At 68.9% G+C, this 18176-nt stretch carries 19 protein-coding genes; 10 read left to right on the forward strand and 9 right to left on the reverse strand.

Annotated features, from left to right (window positions below):
- Positions 1-28: 28 nt before the first annotated feature.
- The 4 genes from galU to argH all read right to left on the reverse strand — a co-directional run bounded on the left by galU (position 29) and on the right by argH (position 4130).
- Positions 29-898, reverse strand: a complete 870-nt coding sequence (galU, locus tag B5X82_RS13790; RefSeq protein ID WP_079648726.1) for a UTP--glucose-1-phosphate uridylyltransferase GalU — start codon at positions 896-898, stop codon at positions 29-31.
- A gap of 65 nt (positions 899-963) precedes the next feature.
- Complete coding sequence (gene lysA, locus B5X82_RS13795) at positions 964-2235, reverse strand: diaminopimelate decarboxylase (protein ID WP_079648727.1); 1272 nt, start codon at positions 2233-2235, stop codon at positions 964-966.
- A gap of 181 nt (positions 2236-2416) precedes the next feature.
- Positions 2417-2662: a hypothetical protein gene (locus B5X82_RS13800; RefSeq protein WP_079648728.1), complete on the reverse strand. Its 246-nt coding sequence runs from the start codon at positions 2660-2662 to the stop codon at positions 2417-2419.
- 91 nt (positions 2663-2753) lie between these two features.
- Positions 2754-4130, reverse strand: a complete 1377-nt coding sequence (gene argH, locus B5X82_RS13805; RefSeq protein ID WP_079648729.1) for an argininosuccinate lyase — start codon at positions 4128-4130, stop codon at positions 2754-2756.
- A 16-nt stretch (positions 4131-4146) separates the two neighbouring features.
- On the opposite strand from argH, the gene B5X82_RS13810 reads away from it, so the two are divergent.
- A complete protein-coding gene (locus B5X82_RS13810) occupies positions 4147-4689 on the forward strand; it encodes a TlpA family protein disulfide reductase (protein ID WP_223811117.1) in 543 nt (180 codons plus the stop codon).
- Positions 4690-4804: 115 nt separating this feature from the next.
- Here the strand turns inward: B5X82_RS13810 and B5X82_RS13815 are convergent, their stop codons facing one another.
- Positions 4805-5188: a VOC family protein gene (locus B5X82_RS13815; protein WP_079648731.1), complete on the reverse strand. Its 384-nt coding sequence runs from the start codon at positions 5186-5188 to the stop codon at positions 4805-4807.
- Positions 5189-5297: 109 nt separating this feature from the next.
- Here B5X82_RS13815 and B5X82_RS13820 point away from each other — a divergent pair, with 109 nt between their 5' ends.
- The gene (locus B5X82_RS13820; RefSeq protein WP_079648732.1) at positions 5298-6119 is read left to right on the forward strand and encodes a DODA-type extradiol aromatic ring-opening family dioxygenase; all 822 of its coding nucleotides are present in this window, start codon (positions 5298-5300) and stop codon (positions 6117-6119) included.
- Positions 6120-6223: 104 nt separating this feature from the next.
- The gene (locus B5X82_RS13825; RefSeq protein ID WP_079648733.1) at positions 6224-7300 is read left to right on the forward strand and encodes an AI-2E family transporter; all 1077 of its coding nucleotides are present in this window, start codon (positions 6224-6226) and stop codon (positions 7298-7300) included.
- A 9-nt stretch (positions 7301-7309) separates the two neighbouring features.
- On the opposite strand, the gene B5X82_RS13830 is transcribed toward B5X82_RS13825, so the two are convergent.
- Positions 7310-7921, reverse strand: a complete 612-nt coding sequence (locus tag B5X82_RS13830) for a DedA family protein (RefSeq protein ID WP_079648734.1) — start codon at positions 7919-7921, stop codon at positions 7310-7312.
- A gap of 194 nt (positions 7922-8115) precedes the next feature.
- Here B5X82_RS13830 and B5X82_RS13835 point away from each other — a divergent pair, with 194 nt between their 5' ends.
- Genes B5X82_RS13835 through B5X82_RS13850 form a run of 4 tightly spaced genes read left to right on the forward strand, consistent with a single transcriptional unit; the run spans position 8116 to position 10281 of the window.
- Entirely contained in the window at positions 8116-8421 is a 306-nt protein-coding gene (locus B5X82_RS13835; RefSeq protein ID WP_012049072.1) for a YggT family protein, read from the forward strand.
- Positions 8422-8425: 4 nt separating this feature from the next.
- Positions 8426-8731, forward strand: a complete 306-nt coding sequence (locus B5X82_RS13840; RefSeq protein WP_079648735.1) for a DUF167 family protein — start codon at positions 8426-8428, stop codon at positions 8729-8731.
- Between the two features lie 12 nt (positions 8732-8743).
- Positions 8744-9643 (forward strand): bifunctional methylenetetrahydrofolate dehydrogenase/methenyltetrahydrofolate cyclohydrolase FolD, encoded by a 900-nt coding sequence (folD, locus tag B5X82_RS13845; protein ID WP_079648736.1) that lies wholly within the window; start codon positions 8744-8746, stop codon positions 9641-9643.
- Positions 9640-10281 carry a MarC family protein gene (locus B5X82_RS13850; RefSeq protein ID WP_079648737.1) on the forward strand — a complete coding sequence of 214 codons (642 nt, stop codon included), beginning with the start codon at positions 9640-9642 and terminating at the stop codon, positions 10279-10281. The genes folD and B5X82_RS13850 overlap by 4 nt, the downstream gene beginning before the upstream one ends.
- 9 nt (positions 10282-10290) lie before the next feature.
- Here B5X82_RS13850 and B5X82_RS13855 read toward each other — a convergent pair whose 3' ends face one another.
- Entirely contained in the window at positions 10291-12099 is a 1809-nt protein-coding gene (locus B5X82_RS13855) for a hypothetical protein (protein ID WP_079648738.1), read from the reverse strand.
- 318 nt (positions 12100-12417) lie between these two features.
- On the opposite strand from B5X82_RS13855, the gene B5X82_RS13860 reads away from it, so the two are divergent.
- From B5X82_RS13860 to B5X82_RS13870, 3 genes are read left to right on the forward strand one after another with little or no spacing between them, the layout of a single operon-like run.
- The gene (locus B5X82_RS13860) at positions 12418-12834 is read left to right on the forward strand and encodes a GtrA family protein (protein ID WP_079648739.1); all 417 of its coding nucleotides are present in this window, start codon (positions 12418-12420) and stop codon (positions 12832-12834) included.
- Entirely contained in the window at positions 12831-13856 is a 1026-nt protein-coding gene (locus tag B5X82_RS13865; RefSeq protein ID WP_079648740.1) for a glycosyltransferase family 2 protein, read from the forward strand. Before B5X82_RS13860 ends, B5X82_RS13865 begins: the two co-directional genes overlap by 4 nt.
- Positions 13856-14578 carry a class I SAM-dependent methyltransferase gene (locus B5X82_RS13870; protein ID WP_079648741.1) on the forward strand — a complete coding sequence of 241 codons (723 nt, stop codon included), beginning with the start codon at positions 13856-13858 and terminating at the stop codon, positions 14576-14578. Before B5X82_RS13865 ends, B5X82_RS13870 begins: the two co-directional genes overlap by 1 nt.
- A gap of 1 nt (position 14579) precedes the next feature.
- On the opposite strand, the gene B5X82_RS13875 is transcribed toward B5X82_RS13870, so the two are convergent.
- On the reverse strand, positions 14580-16175 hold the full coding sequence (locus tag B5X82_RS13875; RefSeq protein WP_079648742.1) for a hypothetical protein: 1596 nt from the start codon (positions 16173-16175) through the stop codon (positions 14580-14582).
- 95 nt (positions 16176-16270) lie between these two features.
- Complete coding sequence (locus B5X82_RS13880; RefSeq protein ID WP_079648743.1) at positions 16271-18037, reverse strand: hypothetical protein; 1767 nt, start codon at positions 18035-18037, stop codon at positions 16271-16273.
- Positions 18038-18176 lie beyond the last annotated feature (139 nt).

The following is an 18176-nucleotide window of genomic DNA, read 5'->3' on the forward strand; positions in this document are numbered from 1 at the left end:
CGCCCCGTCATCCCGGCCTCCGCCGGGGTTATACCAGCGTCCTGATGAACGCCTTCACCGAATCGGCGATCTCGGGCCGTTCGAGCGCGAGGGCGATGTTCGCCTGGATGAAGCCGGCATTATCGCCGCAATCGTGGCGCTCGCCGTCGAAGGTGAGGGCGTGGAAGGGCTGGGTGCCGACCAGCTTGGCCATCGCGTCGGTCAGCTGGATCTCGCCGCCGGCGCCGCGCTCCCCCTTCTCGAGCAGCGCGAAGATCTCGGGCTGGAGGATGTAGCGGCCGACGATGGCGAGGCGTGAGGGGGCGGTCCCCGCGGCCGGCTTCTCGACCATCTTGCGCACCTCGGTCACGGCACCCTCGGTGGCGCCGGGATCGACGATGCCATATTTGTGGGTCTGGTCCTCGGCCACCTCGAGCACGGCGACGACGTTGCCGCCCTTGCGCGCATAGGTGTCGGCCATCTGCTTCAGGCAGGGCGCCGCCGGGTTCCACAACAGCTCGTCCGGCAGCAGCACCGCGAACGGCTCGTCGCCGACCAGGTCGCGCGCGCAGGCGACGGCGTGGCCGAGGCCCAGCATCTGCTGCTGGCGGACGAAGGCGGCCTTGCCGGGCGACAGCCGGGTCGATTCGAGCTTGTCGAGGACGCTCGTCTTGTTCTTGGCGGCGAGATCGCTTTCGATCTCATAGGCGGAATCGAAATAGTCCTCGATCGCATATTTGTTGCGGCCGGTGACGAAGATCATCTGCTCGATCCCCGCCGCGCGGGCCTCGTCGACGGCATATTGGATCAGCGGCCGGTCGACGACCGGCAGCATCTCCTTTGGAACGGCCTTGGTGGCGGGAAGGAAGCGGGTGCCGAAACCGGCGACGGGAAAGATGGCCTTGCGGACGGGCTTCATGCGGGCTCCCTCTATGGCGGTTCCGGGACGGCATGACGAACCGCCGGCCGGATATCCCTAAATCTTCACACCCACGGCGGAAGCTTGTCCGCCGCGATCAGCGCCTCGATCGGCTGCCTCTCCCGGACGACCGCCCATTGGTCCCCGCTCACCAGCACCTCGGGCGTCAGCGCGCGCGAGTTATAGGTGTTGGCCATCGTCGCCCCATAGGCTCCCGCCGTCATGAAGGTGACGAGGTCGCCGGGACCGACGGCGTCCATCGCTCGTTTCTTGGCGAAACTGTCGCCGCTTTCACAGATGGGGCCGACGATGTTGGCCGTCATTGCCGCACCGTTCGGCGTAACCGCACGGATATCGTGCCAGGCGTCGTAGAGGCTGGGCCGCATCAGGTCGTTCATCGCCGCGTCGACGATGACGAACGGATCGGTGACGCCGGGCTTGACCCGGATCACCCGCGACAGCAGCACCCCTGCATTGCCGACGATCACCCGGCCGGGCTCAAAGACGAGCCGCGTGTTCCAGCCCGCCGTCACCTCGCGCACCATCGCGCCATAGGCGTCGGGCAGCGGCGGCACCGGCTTGGCGGGGTCGTAGGGGACGCCGAGGCCGCCGCCCAGATCGGCGGTGACGATGCGGTGCCCGGCGGTGCGCAGCTCGGCGATCAGCGCGCCGATCTTCTCGAAGGCGGCGCGCGACGGGCCGAGGTCGGTGAGCTGGCTGCCGATGTGGACCGCGACCCCGCGGACGTCGAGCCCGGGCAGCTCGGCCGCGCGTGCATAGGCGGCGGTCGCACGGTCATAGGCGACGCCGAATTTGTCCTCCGACCCGCCGGTCGAGATCTTGGCGTGGGTGCCGGCGATCACGTTCGGGTTGATGCGGAAGGCGACCGGTGCGCGCAGGCCCATCGCCGCCGCCACCGCGGCCAGCATCTCGGCCTCCGGCTCGGATTCGATGTTGAACTGGAAGATGCCCTGTTCCAGGCCGAGCCGCATCTCCGCCTCGGTCTTGCCGACGCCCGAGAAGACGATCTTGTCGGCGGGGATGCCGGCGGCGCGCGCGCGCAGCAGTTCGCCGCCCGACACCACGTCGGCGCCGAGCCCGGCCCTGGCCAAGGTCGCCAGCACCGCGCGGTTGGGATTGGCCTTCACCGCGAAGGCGATCAGCGGCCCCTCGGGCCCCGATTCGACCGCGGCAAGCGCGGCCTTGAACACCGCGACATGCCGCTCGATCGTCGCGGTCGAATAGACATAGACCGGCGTCCCCACCGCTTCGGCGATCACGGGCAGCGCCACGTCCTCGGCGTGGAGGACGCCGTCCTTCAGGTTGAAATGGTCCATGTCGTTCCTTGGAAGCCCCGATTTCCCCCGTCATGCTGAACTTGTTTCAGCATCCACCGGGCCGCTGGGCTGGCCAGCGAAAATGGATGCGACGTCTCGGCCGGATATCGGAAGGCACGGTGAGAGAGTGGGTGGATGCTGAAACAAGTTCAGCATGACGGCAGATGGAACGCAGGGCGCCTCAGCCCGGCGGGGGCAGGTTGAAGCGGTCGTCGGGGCGCTCCTCCGATCGGCGCAGCACGTCGTCGCTGCGGCCGGGGCGCGTCTCGACCGGCGGGGTGAGCAGCGCCGGCACGTCGGGCTGGGTCGCGGCGGTCGCCGGCTTGGGCGGCAGGCTGTGCCCTTCGGCCGGGCGCAGCGCGTCGCGCTTGCCACAGGCGGCGAGCGCAAGCAGCGCGGTCGCGGCGAGGATGATGCGAATGTTCATGAGCCCAGTCCTACACGATCCGTTCGTGTCGAGCACCTCGACTGCCTGCAAGGCAGGCGCTCGGGATGAACGGAGCGTGGGGCCGGACCGGTCATCCCTCGATCCCCAGGGCGGCCTTGGCTTCGGCGATGCGGGCGCGGACCTGGTCGGGAGCGGTGCCGCCATAGCTCGCCCGGCTCGCGACCGAGGCGTCGACCGACAGCGCCTGGTAGACGCGCTCGTCGATCCGCTCGTCGATCGCCTTCAGCGCCTCGATCGGCAGCTTGTCGAGCGCCACGCCCTCGCGCTCGGCCAGCTTGACCGCGGTGCCGGTGATGTGATGCGCCTCGCGGAACGGGATATCGGCAATCCGCACCAGCCAGTCGGCGAGGTCGGTCGCGGTCGAAAAGCCCTGTTCGGCGGCCTGGCGCAGGCGGGGCACGACGAACTCGACCGTCTCGATCATGCCGGTCATCGCCGCAATCGACAGGGCGAGCAGGTCGTGGGCCTCGAACACCGGCGGCTTGTCGTCCTGCATGTCCTTCGAATAGGCGAGCGGCAGCCCCTTCATCGTCATCACCAGCGCGGTCATGCAGCCGGCGATCCGCCCCGAATGGCCGCGCACCAGCTCGGCCGCGTCGGGGTTGCGCTTCTGCGGCATGATCGACGAGCCGGTCGAATAGCTGTCCGGCAGCTTGACGAAGCCGTAGGGCTGGCTCGCCCAGATGATGAACTCCTCGGCCAGTCGCGACAGGTGCAGGCTGAGCTGGGTCGCCGCCATCAGATAGTCGAGCGCGAAGTCCCGGTCGCTGACCGAATCGAGCGAGTTGCGGGTCGGCCCGGCGAAGCCGAGCGCCTCCGCCGTCATGTGGCGGTCGATCGGGAAGCCGGTGCCGGCGAGTGCGGCCGAGCCGAGCGGGCAGAGATTGAGCCGGGCGCGGGCGTCGGCGAAACGGCTGCGGTCGCGGGCGATCATCTCGTGATAGGCCATCAGATGATGGCCGAGCGTCACCGGCTGGGCGACCTGGAGATGGGTGAAGCCCGGCATCACGCTGGCGGCATGCTCCGACGCGCGGGTGACGAGCGCCACCTGCAGCGCGACCAGCCCCGCCTCGACCGAATCGATCGCGTCGCGGACCCAGAGGCGGAAGTCGGTCGCGACCTGGTCGTTGCGCGAGCGGGCGGTATGGAGCCGGCCGGCGGGCGCGCCGATCAACTCGGCGAGCCGCCCCTCGGTCGCCATGTGGATATCCTCGAGCGCAAGATCGACCGGCACGCCCCGTTCGGCATATTCGGCGGCGACCGCGTCGAGACCCTTGGAAATCTCGGCCGCGTCGGCATCGGTCACGATCTTCTGCTTGGCCAGCATCGCGACATGCGCCTTCGATCCGGCGATGTCCTGTTGCCAAAGCCGCTTGTCGAACGGGATGGACGCGTTAATTTCGCGCATCACCGCGGCGGGCCCTTCTGCGAAGCGCCCTCCCCACATCTTGTTGGAGTTGTCCGTGCGGCCGTTGATCGCCTGTCTCCTCGCTTTGGCGCTGGCCGCCTGCGATAGTAAACCGAACGACGCCCCGCAAGGCGGCGTGCCCGCCGAATCGGTCGGTCGGGTCGATATTTCGCAACGCGGCAAGGAGATGCCGGCCATCCCCTTCGCCGACGAGAAGGGCGGTCCGGCGACGCTGACCCAGTTCCGCGGCAAGCCGCTCATGGTCAACCTGTGGGCGACCTGGTGCGCGCCATGTATCGCCGAGATGCCGACGCTCGACAAGATGGCGGCCGAGGACGACCGTTTCCGCCTGATCACCGTCAGCGAGGATCTGGAAGGCGCCAAGGTGATCGAGCCCTTCTTCAAGGAGAAGGGCTTCAAGGCGCTGACCCGCCACAGCGACCAGCAGAATGTGCTGATGACCGCGCTCGGCACCGAGACGCTGCCCACCACCGTGTTCTACGACGCCAAAGGCAAGGAGCTGTGGCGCGTCTACGGGATGATGGACTGGAACGGCGCGCCCGCGAAGAAGCTGATCGGCGACGCCGTCGGGGGATAGGGGGCTCCCTTCCCAGGCCGTCACCACCCCCGGCGGAGGCCGGGGTCCCCGGAGACGGGGTTCCGCGCCAGCCTCCCGTCATGCCGGCCTCCGCCGGCATGACGGCGAGACGGTGTCACGGCATCCGGTACATCGCGCAGAGCTTGTTGCCGTCCGGATCGCGCAGATAGGCGAGGTAGAGCTTGAACGCGCCCATGTCGCGAACGCCGGGCGCGTCCTCGCAGCTGGTGCCGCCATTGGCGACGCCGGCCGCGTGCCAGCGGTCGGCCTGCTCGGGCGAGTCGGTGGCGAAGCCGATCGTGCCGCCATTGGCATGGCAGGCGGGCTTGCCGTCGATCGGCTTGGTCACCCCGAACATGCCGTTGGGCGCCATCCAGAAGATGCGGTTCTTGCCCGGATCGTCGCGGCCCGGCTTGACGCCGAGCGTGCCGAGCACGGCATCGTAGAATTTCTTGGAGGCCTCGAGGTCGTCGGTACCGACCATGATGTGGCTGAACACGCGTCTCTCCTTTCGACAGGTGGTGCCATGGCTGATTGCACGAGCCCCAGCGCGATGTCGATGCCGCGATGGGCCCGCGAAGCTGCCCGTGCCGGCATCCGTTCTTGAAATGCAACGATCGGCTGCCGATCTCTCTCCCATGACGATACGCCAGCCCAGCTTCTACATCCCGCACGGCGGGGGTCCCTGCTTCTTCATGGACGATCCCGCCGGCATCTGGACCGGGATGGAGACCTTCCTGCGGAGCCTGCCCGACCGGCTGCCCGAGCGGCCGCACGCGATCCTGATCGTCTCGGGCCATTGGGAGACCGAGGGCTTCCGCTTCTCGGCCTCGCCGCACCCGCCGCTGATCTTCGACTATTACAACTTCCCGCCGCATACCTATCAGCTGACCTGGCCAGCGCCCGGCGATCCGGCGCTGGCAGAGCGGGCCGCCGGCCTGCTGCGCGCTGCCGGCCATCCGGCCGCGACCGATCCCGATCGCGGCATCGACCATGGCGTGTTCGTCCCCCTCAAGGTCGCCTTTCCCGATGCCGACGTACCGGTGGTCGAAATGTCGCTCGACCACGGGCTCGACCCGGAGGTCGCTTATCGGGTAGGCCGTGCGCTGCGCCCGCTGCGCGACGAAGGCGTGCTGATCATCGGCGCAGGGATGAGCTTCCACAACCTGCGTGCCTATCGCGACAACCGCGCGACCGAGCCGTCGCTGGCCTTCGACCGCTGGCTGGCGAGCGCGGTCGAAGGCGATGCGGCGGGCCGCGAGGAGCGGCTGGGCGGCTGGGCCGATGCCCCCGCGGCACGCTTCGCCCACCCGCGCGAGGAGCATCTGCTGCCGCTGATGGTCGCGGCAGGCGCCTCCGATGGCCCCGGATCGCGCGTCTATGGCGAACTGGTGATGGACACGATGATTTCCGGGTTCAGGTTCGATTGATGAGATGACGGGAAAGGAACCCGCGCCGCGCCGGTTCATTTTCCTGTGGCAATCGTCCGTGCGCTGCGCGATCGATCGCCGGGACATCCAAGGGGAAGAACCGAGTGAACGAATCCGAAGAACCGCGGCGTTTCCGTTTCGAGGACGGCAGTTTCCTCGCCCTCGTCCTGATCGTCACGGTCGGCTTCGCATTGGTGATCGCGCCCTTTTTCGGCGCGATCCTGTGGGGGCTCGTCCTCGCGCTGATGTTCAGCCCGATCCACCGCCGCATCCTCGACCGGATGCCGGGCCGATCGAACGTCGCGGCGCTGATCACCCTGCTGATCGTCATCCTGATCGTGATCCTTCCGGCCGCCTTCCTCGGATCGGCGCTGATCCAGGAATTCCTGCACGTCTATGCGATGATACAGTCGGGTCAGATCGACATCGCGCGGATGTTCGAGCAGATGACCGGCGCGCTGCCCGACTGGGCGGCCAACTGGCTCGCCGCGCGCGGCTGGACCGATTTCGCCGCCGCCCGCCAGCAGATCAGCGAGGCGCTCAGCGGCAGCTTCAGCGCGATCGCCGCGCATGCGCTGCAGGTCGGGCAGGGTGCGCTCAACCTCGTCCTGATGCTGGGCGTGATGCTCTACCTCACCTTCTTCCTGATCCGCGACGGCGAGGAGCTGGCGCGCCGGGTGATCGAATCGATCCCGCTCGATCCAGACCGGCGGCGGGCGGTGATCCGCAACTTCACCGTCGTCACCCGTGCGACGATCAAGGGCAGCCTGATCGTCGCGATCGTCCAGGGCCTGACCGGGGGAGTCACCTTCGCACTGCTCGGTATCGAGGGCGCGCTGCTGTGGGGGACCATCATGGCGGTCTTCTCGCTGATCCCGGCGATCGGCTGTGGCATCGTCTGGGTGCCGGTCGCGCTCTATCTGTTCGCCACCGGCGCGGTCGTGAAGGGGATCATCCTGGTCGTCGCAGGTGCGCTGGTGATCGGTTCGATCGACAATGTGCTGCGTCCGATCCTGGTCGGCCGCGACACCCGTATGCCCGACTATGTCGTGTTGATCTCGACGCTGGGCGGGCTCCAGCTGTTCGGCTTCCACGGCTTCATCGTCGGGCCGGTGGTCGCCGCGCTGTTCATCGGCACCTGGAACATCGTCACCGAGCAACGCCGCGCCGCGAGCCGCTGAGCGCGTCGATCAACTCTCCGCGATTTCCGGAGCGTGGAAGGGCGGGTTCATCCGCTCGCGCCGACGTTGCCGGCGGCGGCGCCACAGCAGCCAGAGCAGCAGGCAGGTGCCGGGAATCGGGAAGGCGATCATCAGCTCGGTCTTGTGGGGTGCCAGCGCCTCGATGATCCGATCGACGGTCGGCCCGAACAGATAGCCGATCATGGTGAAGACCGCCGACCAGAGCAGCGCCGCGACGACGTTGAGCACGGCGAAGCGGCGCAGCGGGATCGTCGACAGCCCGATCGCGATCGGGCTGACGGTGCGGAAGCCGTAGACGAAGCGGAAGGCGAGGATGAAGCCGGTCGGATAGCGTTCGATGAAGCCGACCGCCTTGGCGAAGGCGGGCTTCTGTCGGACGTGGATGACGAACGGGCGGTCGCGGAAGCGGCGGCCGATCTGGAAGAATATCTGGTCGGCGACGACCGCGCCGAAGGCAGTGGCGAGGAAGGCCGCCCAGAGCGGGAACAGCGAGCGATGCGCCATCACCCCGCCGGCGATCGCCGCGGTCTCGCCCTCGAAACCGGCGCCGAGCGCGATCGCCCAGGGGCCTATCGCCCCGACGAGCTGTCCAAGATCCATCCACCACCTGCGCGGCCGCCCCGAGCGGCGACCATAGCGGGGCAGGGCGGGCGCGTCATGGAAGATTGTCCCGTCGTTCCGGCGGAGGCCGGAATCTCGGGAGAGGAGCGGCGACGTCTCGGTTGATACCGTCACCCGGTTGCCCCGCGCGGATGCGGTCATTACATCGGCGGCTTCACTGCAAAGGGCTCCAGATGCTTGCCGTCCTGTTAGAGATCGTCGCCTATCTGCTCGGTGCACTGACCTGGGTGATCATCATCCAGGCCATTCTGTCCTGGCTGGTCGCGTTCAACGTGATCAACACCTATAATGATTTCGTCCGGCAGGTGCTTTATGCGCTCAACGTGATCACCGAGCCGATCTACCGGCCGATCCGCCGCATCCTTCCCGACTTCGGCGCGCTCGACCTGTCGCCGCTGGTCGCGCTGCTGATCATCAACATCCTCACCCGGATCGTCATCCCGCACGCCCAGGCGCAAGCGATGATGGCCGGAGTCTGAACAGATTCCCTGGACGGCCGCTGCCGACGGGCTCCACCTCGCGGTCCGCGCCAGCCCCAAGGCGGGGCGCGATTCGATCGAGGGGGTGGTCGCCACCGCCGACGGGCGGCGCTGGCTATCGGTCAAGCTGACCGCCGCGCCCAGCGACGGTGCGGCGAACGAGGCGCTGGTGCGGCTGGTCGCCAAGACGCTGGGCGTGGCGAAGCGCGACGTGACGCTGGCCAGCGGCGCGACGTCGCGGCTAAAGAGGCTCCATGTTTCGGGCGATCCCGCCGCGCTGGCGGCTGCCCTTCAACGCGTGATCGGATAGGGACGGGTGGGCATGAACGGGGCTGAGATCATCGACGGCAAGGCTTATGCGGCGGGCCTGCGCGCCCGGGTGGCGGCGGCGGTTCCCGCCTTCCGCGTCGCCGCGGGCCGCGCGCCCGGTCTCGCCGTGGTGCTGGTCGGCGAGGATCCCGCGAGCCAGGTCTATGTCCGCTCCAAGCATAAGGCGACCGTCGAGGCGGGGATGGAGAGCTTCGAGCATCGCCTGCCCGCGACCGCGAGCGAGATGGAGCTGCTCGACCTGGTCGAGCGGCTCAACGCCGACGACAGGGTCGACGGTATCCTCGTCCAGCTACCGTTGCCGTCGCACATCGACGAGAAAAGGGTGATCGCGACGATCGATCCCGACAAGGACGTCGACGGCTTCCACGTGGTCAATGCCGGCCGGCTGGCGGTGGGCGAGGCGGGCTATGTTCCCTGTACCCCGCTTGGCTGCCTGATGCTGCTCAAGGACCGGCTCGGCGACCTTTCGGGGCTGGCGGCGGTGGTGATCGGCCGCTCGAATATCGTCGGCAAGCCGATGGCGGCGCTGCTGCTCGCCGAGAATTGCACGGTAACGGTCGCGCACAGCCGCACCCGAGACCTGGCCGACGTGGTGCGCCGCGCCGATATCGTCGTCGCCGCGGTCGGTCGGCCGGAGATGGTCAAGGGCGACTGGATCCGCCACGGCGCGACGGTGATCGACGTCGGCATCAACCGCGTGCCGGGCGCCGAGCCGGGCAAGACCCGGCTGGTCGGCGACGTCGCCTTCGCCGAGGCGGCGGCGGTCGCGGGCGCGATCACCCCGGTCCCCGGCGGGGTCGGACCGATGACGATCGCCGTGCTGCTGCGCAACACCCTGGTCGCCGCGCATCGCCGGGCCGGCGTCGCGCTGCCGGAGGGTGCGATCGGATGATCGCCCTGTTCCTGTCGGCGTTCGTCACCCTGTTCGTGGTGATCGATCCGCCCGGCTGCGCGCCGATCTTCGCCGGGCTGACGCGCGACGCCCCGGCCGGCCAGCGGCGCTCGATGGCGATCCGCTCGACCCTGATCGCGACGGTGCTGCTGTTCCTGTTCGCGCTGGTGGGCGAGAAGCTGCTCGACACGCTCGGCATCAGCCTCGACGCTTTCCGCATCGCGGGCGGCATCATGCTGTTCCTGATCGCGCTGGAGATGGTGTTCGAGAAGCGCACCGAACGGCGCGAGGGCCGCGCCGACGAGATCAGCCGCAAGGCCGCCGAGGAACGTCGTCCGATCGAGGACATCTCGGTCTTCCCGATGGCCATCCCGATGATCGCCGGGCCGGGCTCGATCGCGACGGTGATGCTGCTGGTGTCGCGCAGCCACGGCATCGAGCAGACGATCCTGGTGCTGGGTGCGCTGCTCGCGGTGCTGGCCCTGACCATGGCCGCCTTGCTCGCCGCCGGCCCGATCATGCGGGTGCTGGGTCCCAAGCTCGAGGCGATGATCACGCGGGTGCTGGGCGTCCTGCTTGCCGCCCTCGCCGCGCAGTTCGTGATCGACGGGATCAGCGCCGCCTTCGCCCTGCGCTGATCCCTGCCTTCAGTCGATCCGCCGCCACAGGCGGAAAGGCGAATTGGCGGGCAGCTCGACCGGCTCCAGCCAGCTGGGTATCTTCCCGTCCATCAGCTGGGTGTAGAATCCACGCGGCGCGCGGGCCTTGTAGATGGTCGATTCGGCCATGCCCGGGCAGAGCAGCAGCATCGTCGCCCCGCGCCGCTTCATCACTGCATGCGCCACCTCGGGCGAGCCCGCGCGGAAGCTGTGCTGGACGTCGAGGATCGCGTCGCCGTTGCGATGGTAGGGGCCGGCGACCGCGCGGTGTCGGGTCATGGCGATCAGCCGCGGCCCCAGGTCGACGAAGGTCAGCATCGTCGCCGGCGGAAGCCGGTCGAGCTGGGCGAGCGCGGGCAGGGTGGTGCAGCGGCGCGGCTGGCGGTCGGCTTCGGTCCGCGCCTTTTCCTTGCGGACCTCCTTGGCGGGCTTTGGGATCATCGCCACGAACTGCGCGACCTGTCCCGACAGCGCGAAGAAGACGACCAGCGTGCCGCCGACGCGGACCAGCGACGACGCCGAATCGAGCAGCCGGGGCAACAGCAGCCAGCCGAGCGCGGTCGCGCCATAGACACCCAGCAGCTGCGCCTGCGGGCCGAAGCGTGACTGCCAGGCGAGCCCCGCCGTCGCCAGCAGGCTGAGCAGCGCGATCGTCGCCCAGACCGGGGCTTGCGGCGTGCGCCGCGCCCGCCAGAAGGCGGTGATCGCCCCCGCCGTGCCGATCAGCGGCAGCCAGGCGGTCTGCAGCGCATCGCGCCACGGCTTGGTATAAAGCGGCTTCACCTCGCGGATATTGTCGAACCAGAGCCGCTTGAGCTCGGGTGAGATGCTTTCGGGCGCGCCGAGGCATTGCGGGAAGCTGAGCGCGAAGAAGATGGCGATCGCCGCCCCCGCGGCGGCCAGCGCGGCGAGCCGCCACCAGAGCCCCCGGATGGTGACGAGCGACAGCCCCAGCATCAGCGCCGAGGTCAGCAGCAGCGTCGACAGATAGACCGGCGACAGCACGTCGCAGACCATCTTCCTGTTGTCGTAGGAGGCGAAGCCGGCGAAGGCGAGCGCGCAGCCGCCGCCCAGCGCCACCGCATAGGCGCGCAGCCGGTCGGCCTGCTCGCGGTCCCAGGCCCAGCGCAGCGCGATCGATGCGCCCGCCACCGCCATCACCGGAATCAGCTCAAGGCCGATGCCGAGCGACAGCGCGGTGGCGCCTCCCGTGATGGCGCCGCCGCGCTGCGGGTGCCGGTCGGCGATCCCGGCAACGACCAACGCGAGCGTCGCGAGCTGCCAGCCATGATGGTCGATGCGCAGCGGCATCCACATGAACAGCGTCGTCTGCGCGCACATCAGCACGGCGAAGGCGATCGGATAGGCGCGCGGATGGACGGTCCGCCGCACCGTCAGCACGATCGCCCACAGCGCCGGCGCCAGCGCCAGCATCGGCGCCACCGCGCAGGCGATCCGTTCGGCGGTGAACTCGCCGACCAGCGGTCGGAACGCCAGGATCATCGCCGCGATCGGCAGGTCGACGATCCGCGACCAGTGGACGTTGAGACCGCCCGGCGGTGCGAGCTTGTACTGGCGCAGGTCGAACCAGCCCTGCCCGGCGAGCCAGGCCTTGACCTCCGCCAGCCGGAGATTGTCGTCGGTGTCGCTCAGCGCCAGCCAGCGGACCTGGCCCCAGCGATAATAGAGGAGATAGGCGCAGGCCCCCAGGAACATCAGCCAGAAGACGGTGCGCCAGCGGCGCTCGATCCAGTCCATCAGCCGATCTTCGAGCTGCGCGTCGTTCCGGTCCTGCATCGGGACCCGATTAAAGCATTTTCAGGAAGTGGATAGCGGTTTTCCGTCCGGAAACGCGCAGGAACGAAGGCCGCCGGCCCTGGTCGCGCGCCGCGCCCGACGGAAAACTGGCCCCGTCACGTTCGTTCGGGCGAGGTTCAGCTTCGTCATGCTGTGTTCGGCCCATCCGGGAACGGATACGAAGGGAACGGACTGGCAATTTCCACCCTTCGGGAGGCGCTCCTTCGGGGTTCCCTTTCCCCGGGGAGCGTGTTCCCCCGGCGGCCTTTTCCCCAGCTCCAGCTTGAGCCGCTCCCGCTTTTGTGGAATGGCGCGCCGATGCCGGAGGCGCCCCTTCTTTCCCGCGAGCGGATCGTGCTGCTCGGCCAACTCGTCCGATATGCGGTCACCGGGGTGTTCGCCTCGCTCGTCAATATCGGCATCTACCACCTGCTGGTGAAGGCGGCCGGCTTCGATCCCAACCTCGCCTGGACGTTCGGCTTCGTCGGCGCGGCGACCACGGGCTATGTCGTCCATGGCCAATGGAGCTTCCGCGGCCATGGCGGCCGCGACCGGCAGGGGGTGCGGATCCTGCGCTTCGCGGTCGTCTCGCTGATCAGCTTCGCGCTCAACAGCCTGTGGGTCTGGCTGCTCGTCCAGCATATGGACCTTCCGATCTGGTCGCCCTATCCGCTGGTGCTGGGCGTGACGCCGCTCCTGGTCTTCTGGCTGAACCGCCAATGGGTGTTCGAATGAGCGAGACGCTGCCGGTTCCCCTGCTGTCGGTGATCGTGCCGGTGAAGGACGAGGAGGACGCGATCGTCCCGTTCGTCACGCGGATGACGCGGGTGCTCGACGCGCTGCGCGATCCGCAGGGCGCGCCGATCGGCTGGGAGATCCTGTTCATCGACGACGGCAGCACCGACCGGACGATGGCGGCGATCCTCGTCGCGCACGACGCCGACCGCCGCGTCGGAGCATTGTCGCTGTCGCGCAACTTCGGCAAGGAAGCCGCGCTCTCGGCCGGTCTCGACCATGCCCGCGGCGCGGTGGTGGTGCCGATCGACGTCGACATGCAGGACCCGCCCGAGGTGATCGGCGCGATGATCGACAAGTGGCGCGACGGTTATGAGGTGGTCTACGGCGTCCGGCGCAACCGGCTGACCGACAGCCTGCCCAAGCGGCTGACCGCCGATCTCTATTATCGCGCGCACAACTGGCTCTCGATGGACAAGATCCCCGAGCATGCCGGCGATTTCCGCCTGCTCGACCGCAAGGTCGTCGAGGTGATCAAGCGGATGCCCGAGCGCAACCGCTTCATGAAGGGCCTGTTCGCCTGGTCGGGCTTTCGCCAGACCGCGGTCGAATATGACCGCGCCGAGCGCGCCGTCGGCACCACCAAGTTCAACTATTGGAAGCTGTGGCAGCTTGCGATCGACGGCATCACGTCGGCCTCGACCGCGCCTTTGCGGGTGTGGTCCTATGTCGGCGCGGTGATCGCGGTGGTGGCGCTGGTCTATGCCGTCTATATCGGCGTGCGCACCCTGATCTACGGCGCCGACGTGGCGGGCTATCCGTCGCTGATGGTGGCGACGCTGTTCCTCGGCGGGGTCCAGCTCCTCTCGCTGGGCATCCTCGGCGAATATGTCGGACGAATCCTGGTCGAAACCAAGAAGCGGCCGATCTATATCGTCCGGCAACGCATAGGCTGCACGGACCCGACTCTGGAAAAGGCGGGGATCGGCCGTCCCGATCCCGCGGCCAAGGACGCCGACTGATGGACCGCGCCACCTATGACCGCATGGCGGAGATCGACCAGGACCATTGGTGGTTCGTCGCCCGCCGCCGGATCATCGCCAGCCTGATCGAGCGCCATCGGCCGAAGCCGGGGCCGATGCGCATCCTGGAGGTGGGGGCGGGGACCGGTTCGAACCTCGCGCTGCTCCAGCGTTACGGGGCGGTCGACGCGATCGAGCCCGACGACGGTGCGCGCGCCTTTGCCGAGCAGCGCAGCGGCCTGAGCATCAAGGGCGGCTATCTGCCGAACGTACCGCTCGACGACGGCGCCTATGACCTGATCGTCCTGCTCGACGTGCTCGAACATATCCCCGGCGATGTCGAGGCGCTGGCCTGTCTGAAGGACAAGCTGGCGCCGGGCGGGCGCATCCTCGTCACCGTGCCGGGCGCGCCGTGGATGTGGAGCGCGCACGACGTCGCCCACCACCACCAGCGCCGTTACACCGCCGCGCGGCTCCGCGCCGTGTTCGGCCGGGCGGGGCTCCGGACCCGCTACCTGACCCACTTCAACAGCGTGCTGTTCCCGCTGATCGCGGCGGTGCGGCTGCTCGGCAAGGTCACCGGCAAGGAAGGCGGAGACGACGCGATGCCGTCGAAGCCGGTCAACGCGGCGCTGACGACGCTGTTCGGGGCCGAGCGCCTCTGGGCGGCGCGGGTGCCGGTGCCGTTCGGCGTCTCGATCGCGATCGTCGCGGAGCCGTAAGTCAGCGCACCGGCTTGAAGCGGAAGGGGGGCACGTCCTCCTGGATGCGGTAGAGCGCGCCGCGCTCGCCGCCGTTCCAGATCAGCTTGAGCGACGGATCGTTGATCGGCCAGCGATCGCGCGACGCGTTGATCAGCCACAGATAGTCGAAGGCGTCGCGCGGGAAGAGGGCGATCGAGCTTTCGATGCTGCGCGATCGGGGCGCGCGGCAGCGGCGCGGGCGCATCACCTGGGTCGGGTCCTCCGCATAGCCCTTGGCCGGGGCATATTTGATCGACAGCAGCTGCGCGCCCGCCATCGTCCACTGGCCGTTGACGAATGCCTCGCGCCGGACGATCGCCATCGCGCCGAGATGTTCGAGCCGCGGCGATTCCCAGCGCGACAGGCAGGGCAGGTCGACCAGTGCGAAGATGCGGGCGTTGCGGTCGACATGGTCGAGCGCGGCGAGCTGCTTCTCCTGATAGGCGGAGATGCCGGCGAACTGGACGGTCGCCTGCCAGACCCGGACCCCGAAGATCGCCAGCGCGACCGCGGCAATGGCGCCCAGCGCAACCCTGTTGGTGGTGCGCGGCACCAGCCCGAGCACGCCGATCGCGACGACATAGGGGGCAAGCCGCATGTCGGCATAGGCCGATCCGATGACGATGCGCGGCATCAGGACATAGGCGATGATCAGCACCAGCGTGGCGACGCCGAGGGTGCGGCGCATGTCGACGCCGACCCTGCGCCAGCCGATCGATCCGATGCCGAACAGCACCAGCAGGATCAGCAGCGACACCAGCCAGATGTCGAATTCCATCCACTGGGTGCGCAGCGAGGAGACCAGATAGACATATTTGGCCTTCCAGTTGAACCAGTCCGCGGTCTCCCCCTGCACGTCGCCCGATCGCCACAGCAGCATCAGCAGCATCGGTGGGGCGAGCGGCAGGCAGTGGAGCGCGCCGCGCCACAGCGCCTCGACATAGCCGCGCCCCTCGACGTCGCGCATCCGCACGATCTCGGCCGAGAAGGCGAGCAGGCCGAGCACGCCCCAGGCGAAGCCGTGCGCCAGCCAGACCAGGCAGCCGATCGGCACGAACAGGATCGCGCGCAGCCGGACCCGGCCCATCCGCGCCAGATAGAGCCACAGCGCGAAGGCGTTGAGCGCGAGCGCCATCGCCAGCACATAGTTGATGAAGCCCCACTGGAACGGCCAGCAATAGGCGAAGGGCGCGACGAGCCCGGCCGTCGCCGGCAGCCGGCCGTGGACCTCGCGCGCGATCAGCAGGAAGCCGGTCAGCGTCAGCGGCGGCACCATCATGACGATCAGCTTCACGCCCAGCTCGAGCCCGAACAGCTTGGCCATCGGGATGATCAGCAGGTCGACGCCGAGATTGCCCATCAGCGCCCATTGGAAGCTGAAATATTCGGTGAGCAGCGGCGAGGAGGGAGCGGACAGCTCCACCCTGTAGCGCCCCATATGCCCCATCAGGTCGACGAGCGGGGGAACCTCGGGCCGGATCAGCGGGATGATCGATATGATCGCGAGGAAGGCGATATACCAGGGTCGCGTCCACCAGCCGGACGGCGGCGTCAGAGGCGGGGTGGACCGGAACATCGGGACTCGCCCTTATGTCGGGCGTGAAAGGACGGCAAGGGGTTGGCGCGATTCCGGCGGGAATATCGGCCGCCCCGTCGGCGTATATCGCCGTTTCAGGACCGTCGCCGCCACAGCCGGAGCGTGCTCCCCTCCAGCGGCACCGGCTCCAGCCATTCCGGTGCTTCGCCATGGAGCAGCCGCGCCGCCAGCCCGTCACGCGCGGCGCCGGCATAGAGGCTCGCCTCGGTGCCGTCGGGGTCGATCAGCACATAGGTCATGCCGTGCGCCGCCATGATGCGATGCGCGACCTCGGGCGGCTGGGTGAAGGCCAGGATCACCCGACGGATTCCCTGCGAGCCGCGATGATGGCCGCTGCCGGCATAGCTATGCGGCGTGACGACCAACAGGCGCGGGGTCAGGTCGAGCCCTGTCAGGATCGAGCTGCGTGGCAGCCGCGCCAGCGGATCGAGGCTGCTGTTGAGAGCGATGCAGCAGGGTGCCAGCCCGGTCCTGTTCGCGACGGGCGCGACGCGATGCATGATCAGCGTGCCCGCCGCGACCGTCCCGATCGGCGACAGCATCAGGAAGGTCGCGGCCGAGGCGAGGACGCGGAGGGGCGGACGTTGCCAGCGATCGATCTTGCCCAGCAGCCTGGCGAGCAGCCAGGCGGTGCCGGGCAGGGCGCAGCCATGGGCGAAGCCGCCGGCGCGCTGGACGAGCAGTGCGACCGCGAAGGCGGCGGCGAGGATTGCGGCCATGGTCAGCCAGTTGCGCGCTTCGTCCCGGGTCCGTGCGGCGCGCCAGGCGGCCAGCGTTCCGGCCAGGCCGATCGGCGGGAAGCCGATCAGCATGACCACATTGTCGACCGGCTGCCGCCAGACCGGCAGCCCTTCGAGGACCTTGTCGTACCAGAAGTGGCGCGACACCGGATCGAGCGTGGCGAACGGCCCGGCGAGACAGGTGGGCGCGGTTGCCGCGAGCAGCGCGACGCCGAGCGCCCCGGCCAGGACCAGCGCCGCGATCCGCGCGCCGACGCCGCCCCGCTCGGCGATCCGCAGCCCGATCGCGGCGGCGATCGGGGCGACGATCAGCGGCCCGAACCAGGCGGGGCTGACCGCGTCGCACCAATATTGGCCCCAGGCGGGGCGCCCGTGAAAGCCGGCGAACAGGACGAGGCTGGCGCCGCCGAACGCCGCGGCGAAGGCGCGGAGCCGCTCGGTCTCGCCCCAGCACAGGCAGCGCAGCGCGAGCAGCAGCGCGATCGCCGCCGCTGCCGGCAGCGCCTCGAGCGAGACGGCGAGCCACAGCGCGGTGACGATGCCGCCCGTCGTCCCGCCGCGCAGCGGCCGGCGATCGAAGCAGGCCGCGACCGCGAACAGCCCCAGCGCGGTCTGCCAGCCATGATGGTCGATCCGCATCGGCAGGACGTGGAACAGGATCATCGGTGCGGTCGCGGCCAGCGTCGCCGCGAGCAGCGCCGCGCGCCGGCTGGCGAGCCGCGCGGTGGCGAGCGCGACCGCCGACAGCGTTCCCGCGAAGGTGATCAGCGGCACCGCACAGGCGGCGGCGCGCTCGGCGACCGCCCCGCCGAGCAGCGGCTGGAGCAGCAGGATCAGCGCCGCGATCGGCAGGTCGACGATCCGCGACCAGTGCATCGGTACGCCGTGCGGCGGATCGATGCGGTACTGGGTGACGTCGAAGAAGCTCTGTCCGCCCAGCCAGTCGCGGACCTGCTGGAGCCGCAGATAATCGTCGGGGTCCCACATTTCGAGTGGGGCGATGCGGCTGTAGGCAACGGCCAGCAGCACCGTCGCCGCGAGTGCCCAGAGCGCGGCGACGCCGAGGACCAGGCGGCGGGGAGAGAGGGAGCTGTCAGTCATATCTCCCCTCCCTTTCAAGGGAGGGGGTTAGGGGGTGGGTGGCGAGCGCAGCGAGCCTGCGCCGGCCGTCCCGCAGAACTCCGCCAAGGGGGATCGACCGCCTTGGCTGCGTCACCCACCCCTTGCCCCTCCCTTGAAA

Source organism: Rhizorhabdus histidinilytica (assembly GCF_900167915.1).
GTDB lineage: Bacteria > Pseudomonadota > Alphaproteobacteria > Sphingomonadales > Sphingomonadaceae > Rhizorhabdus > Rhizorhabdus histidinilytica.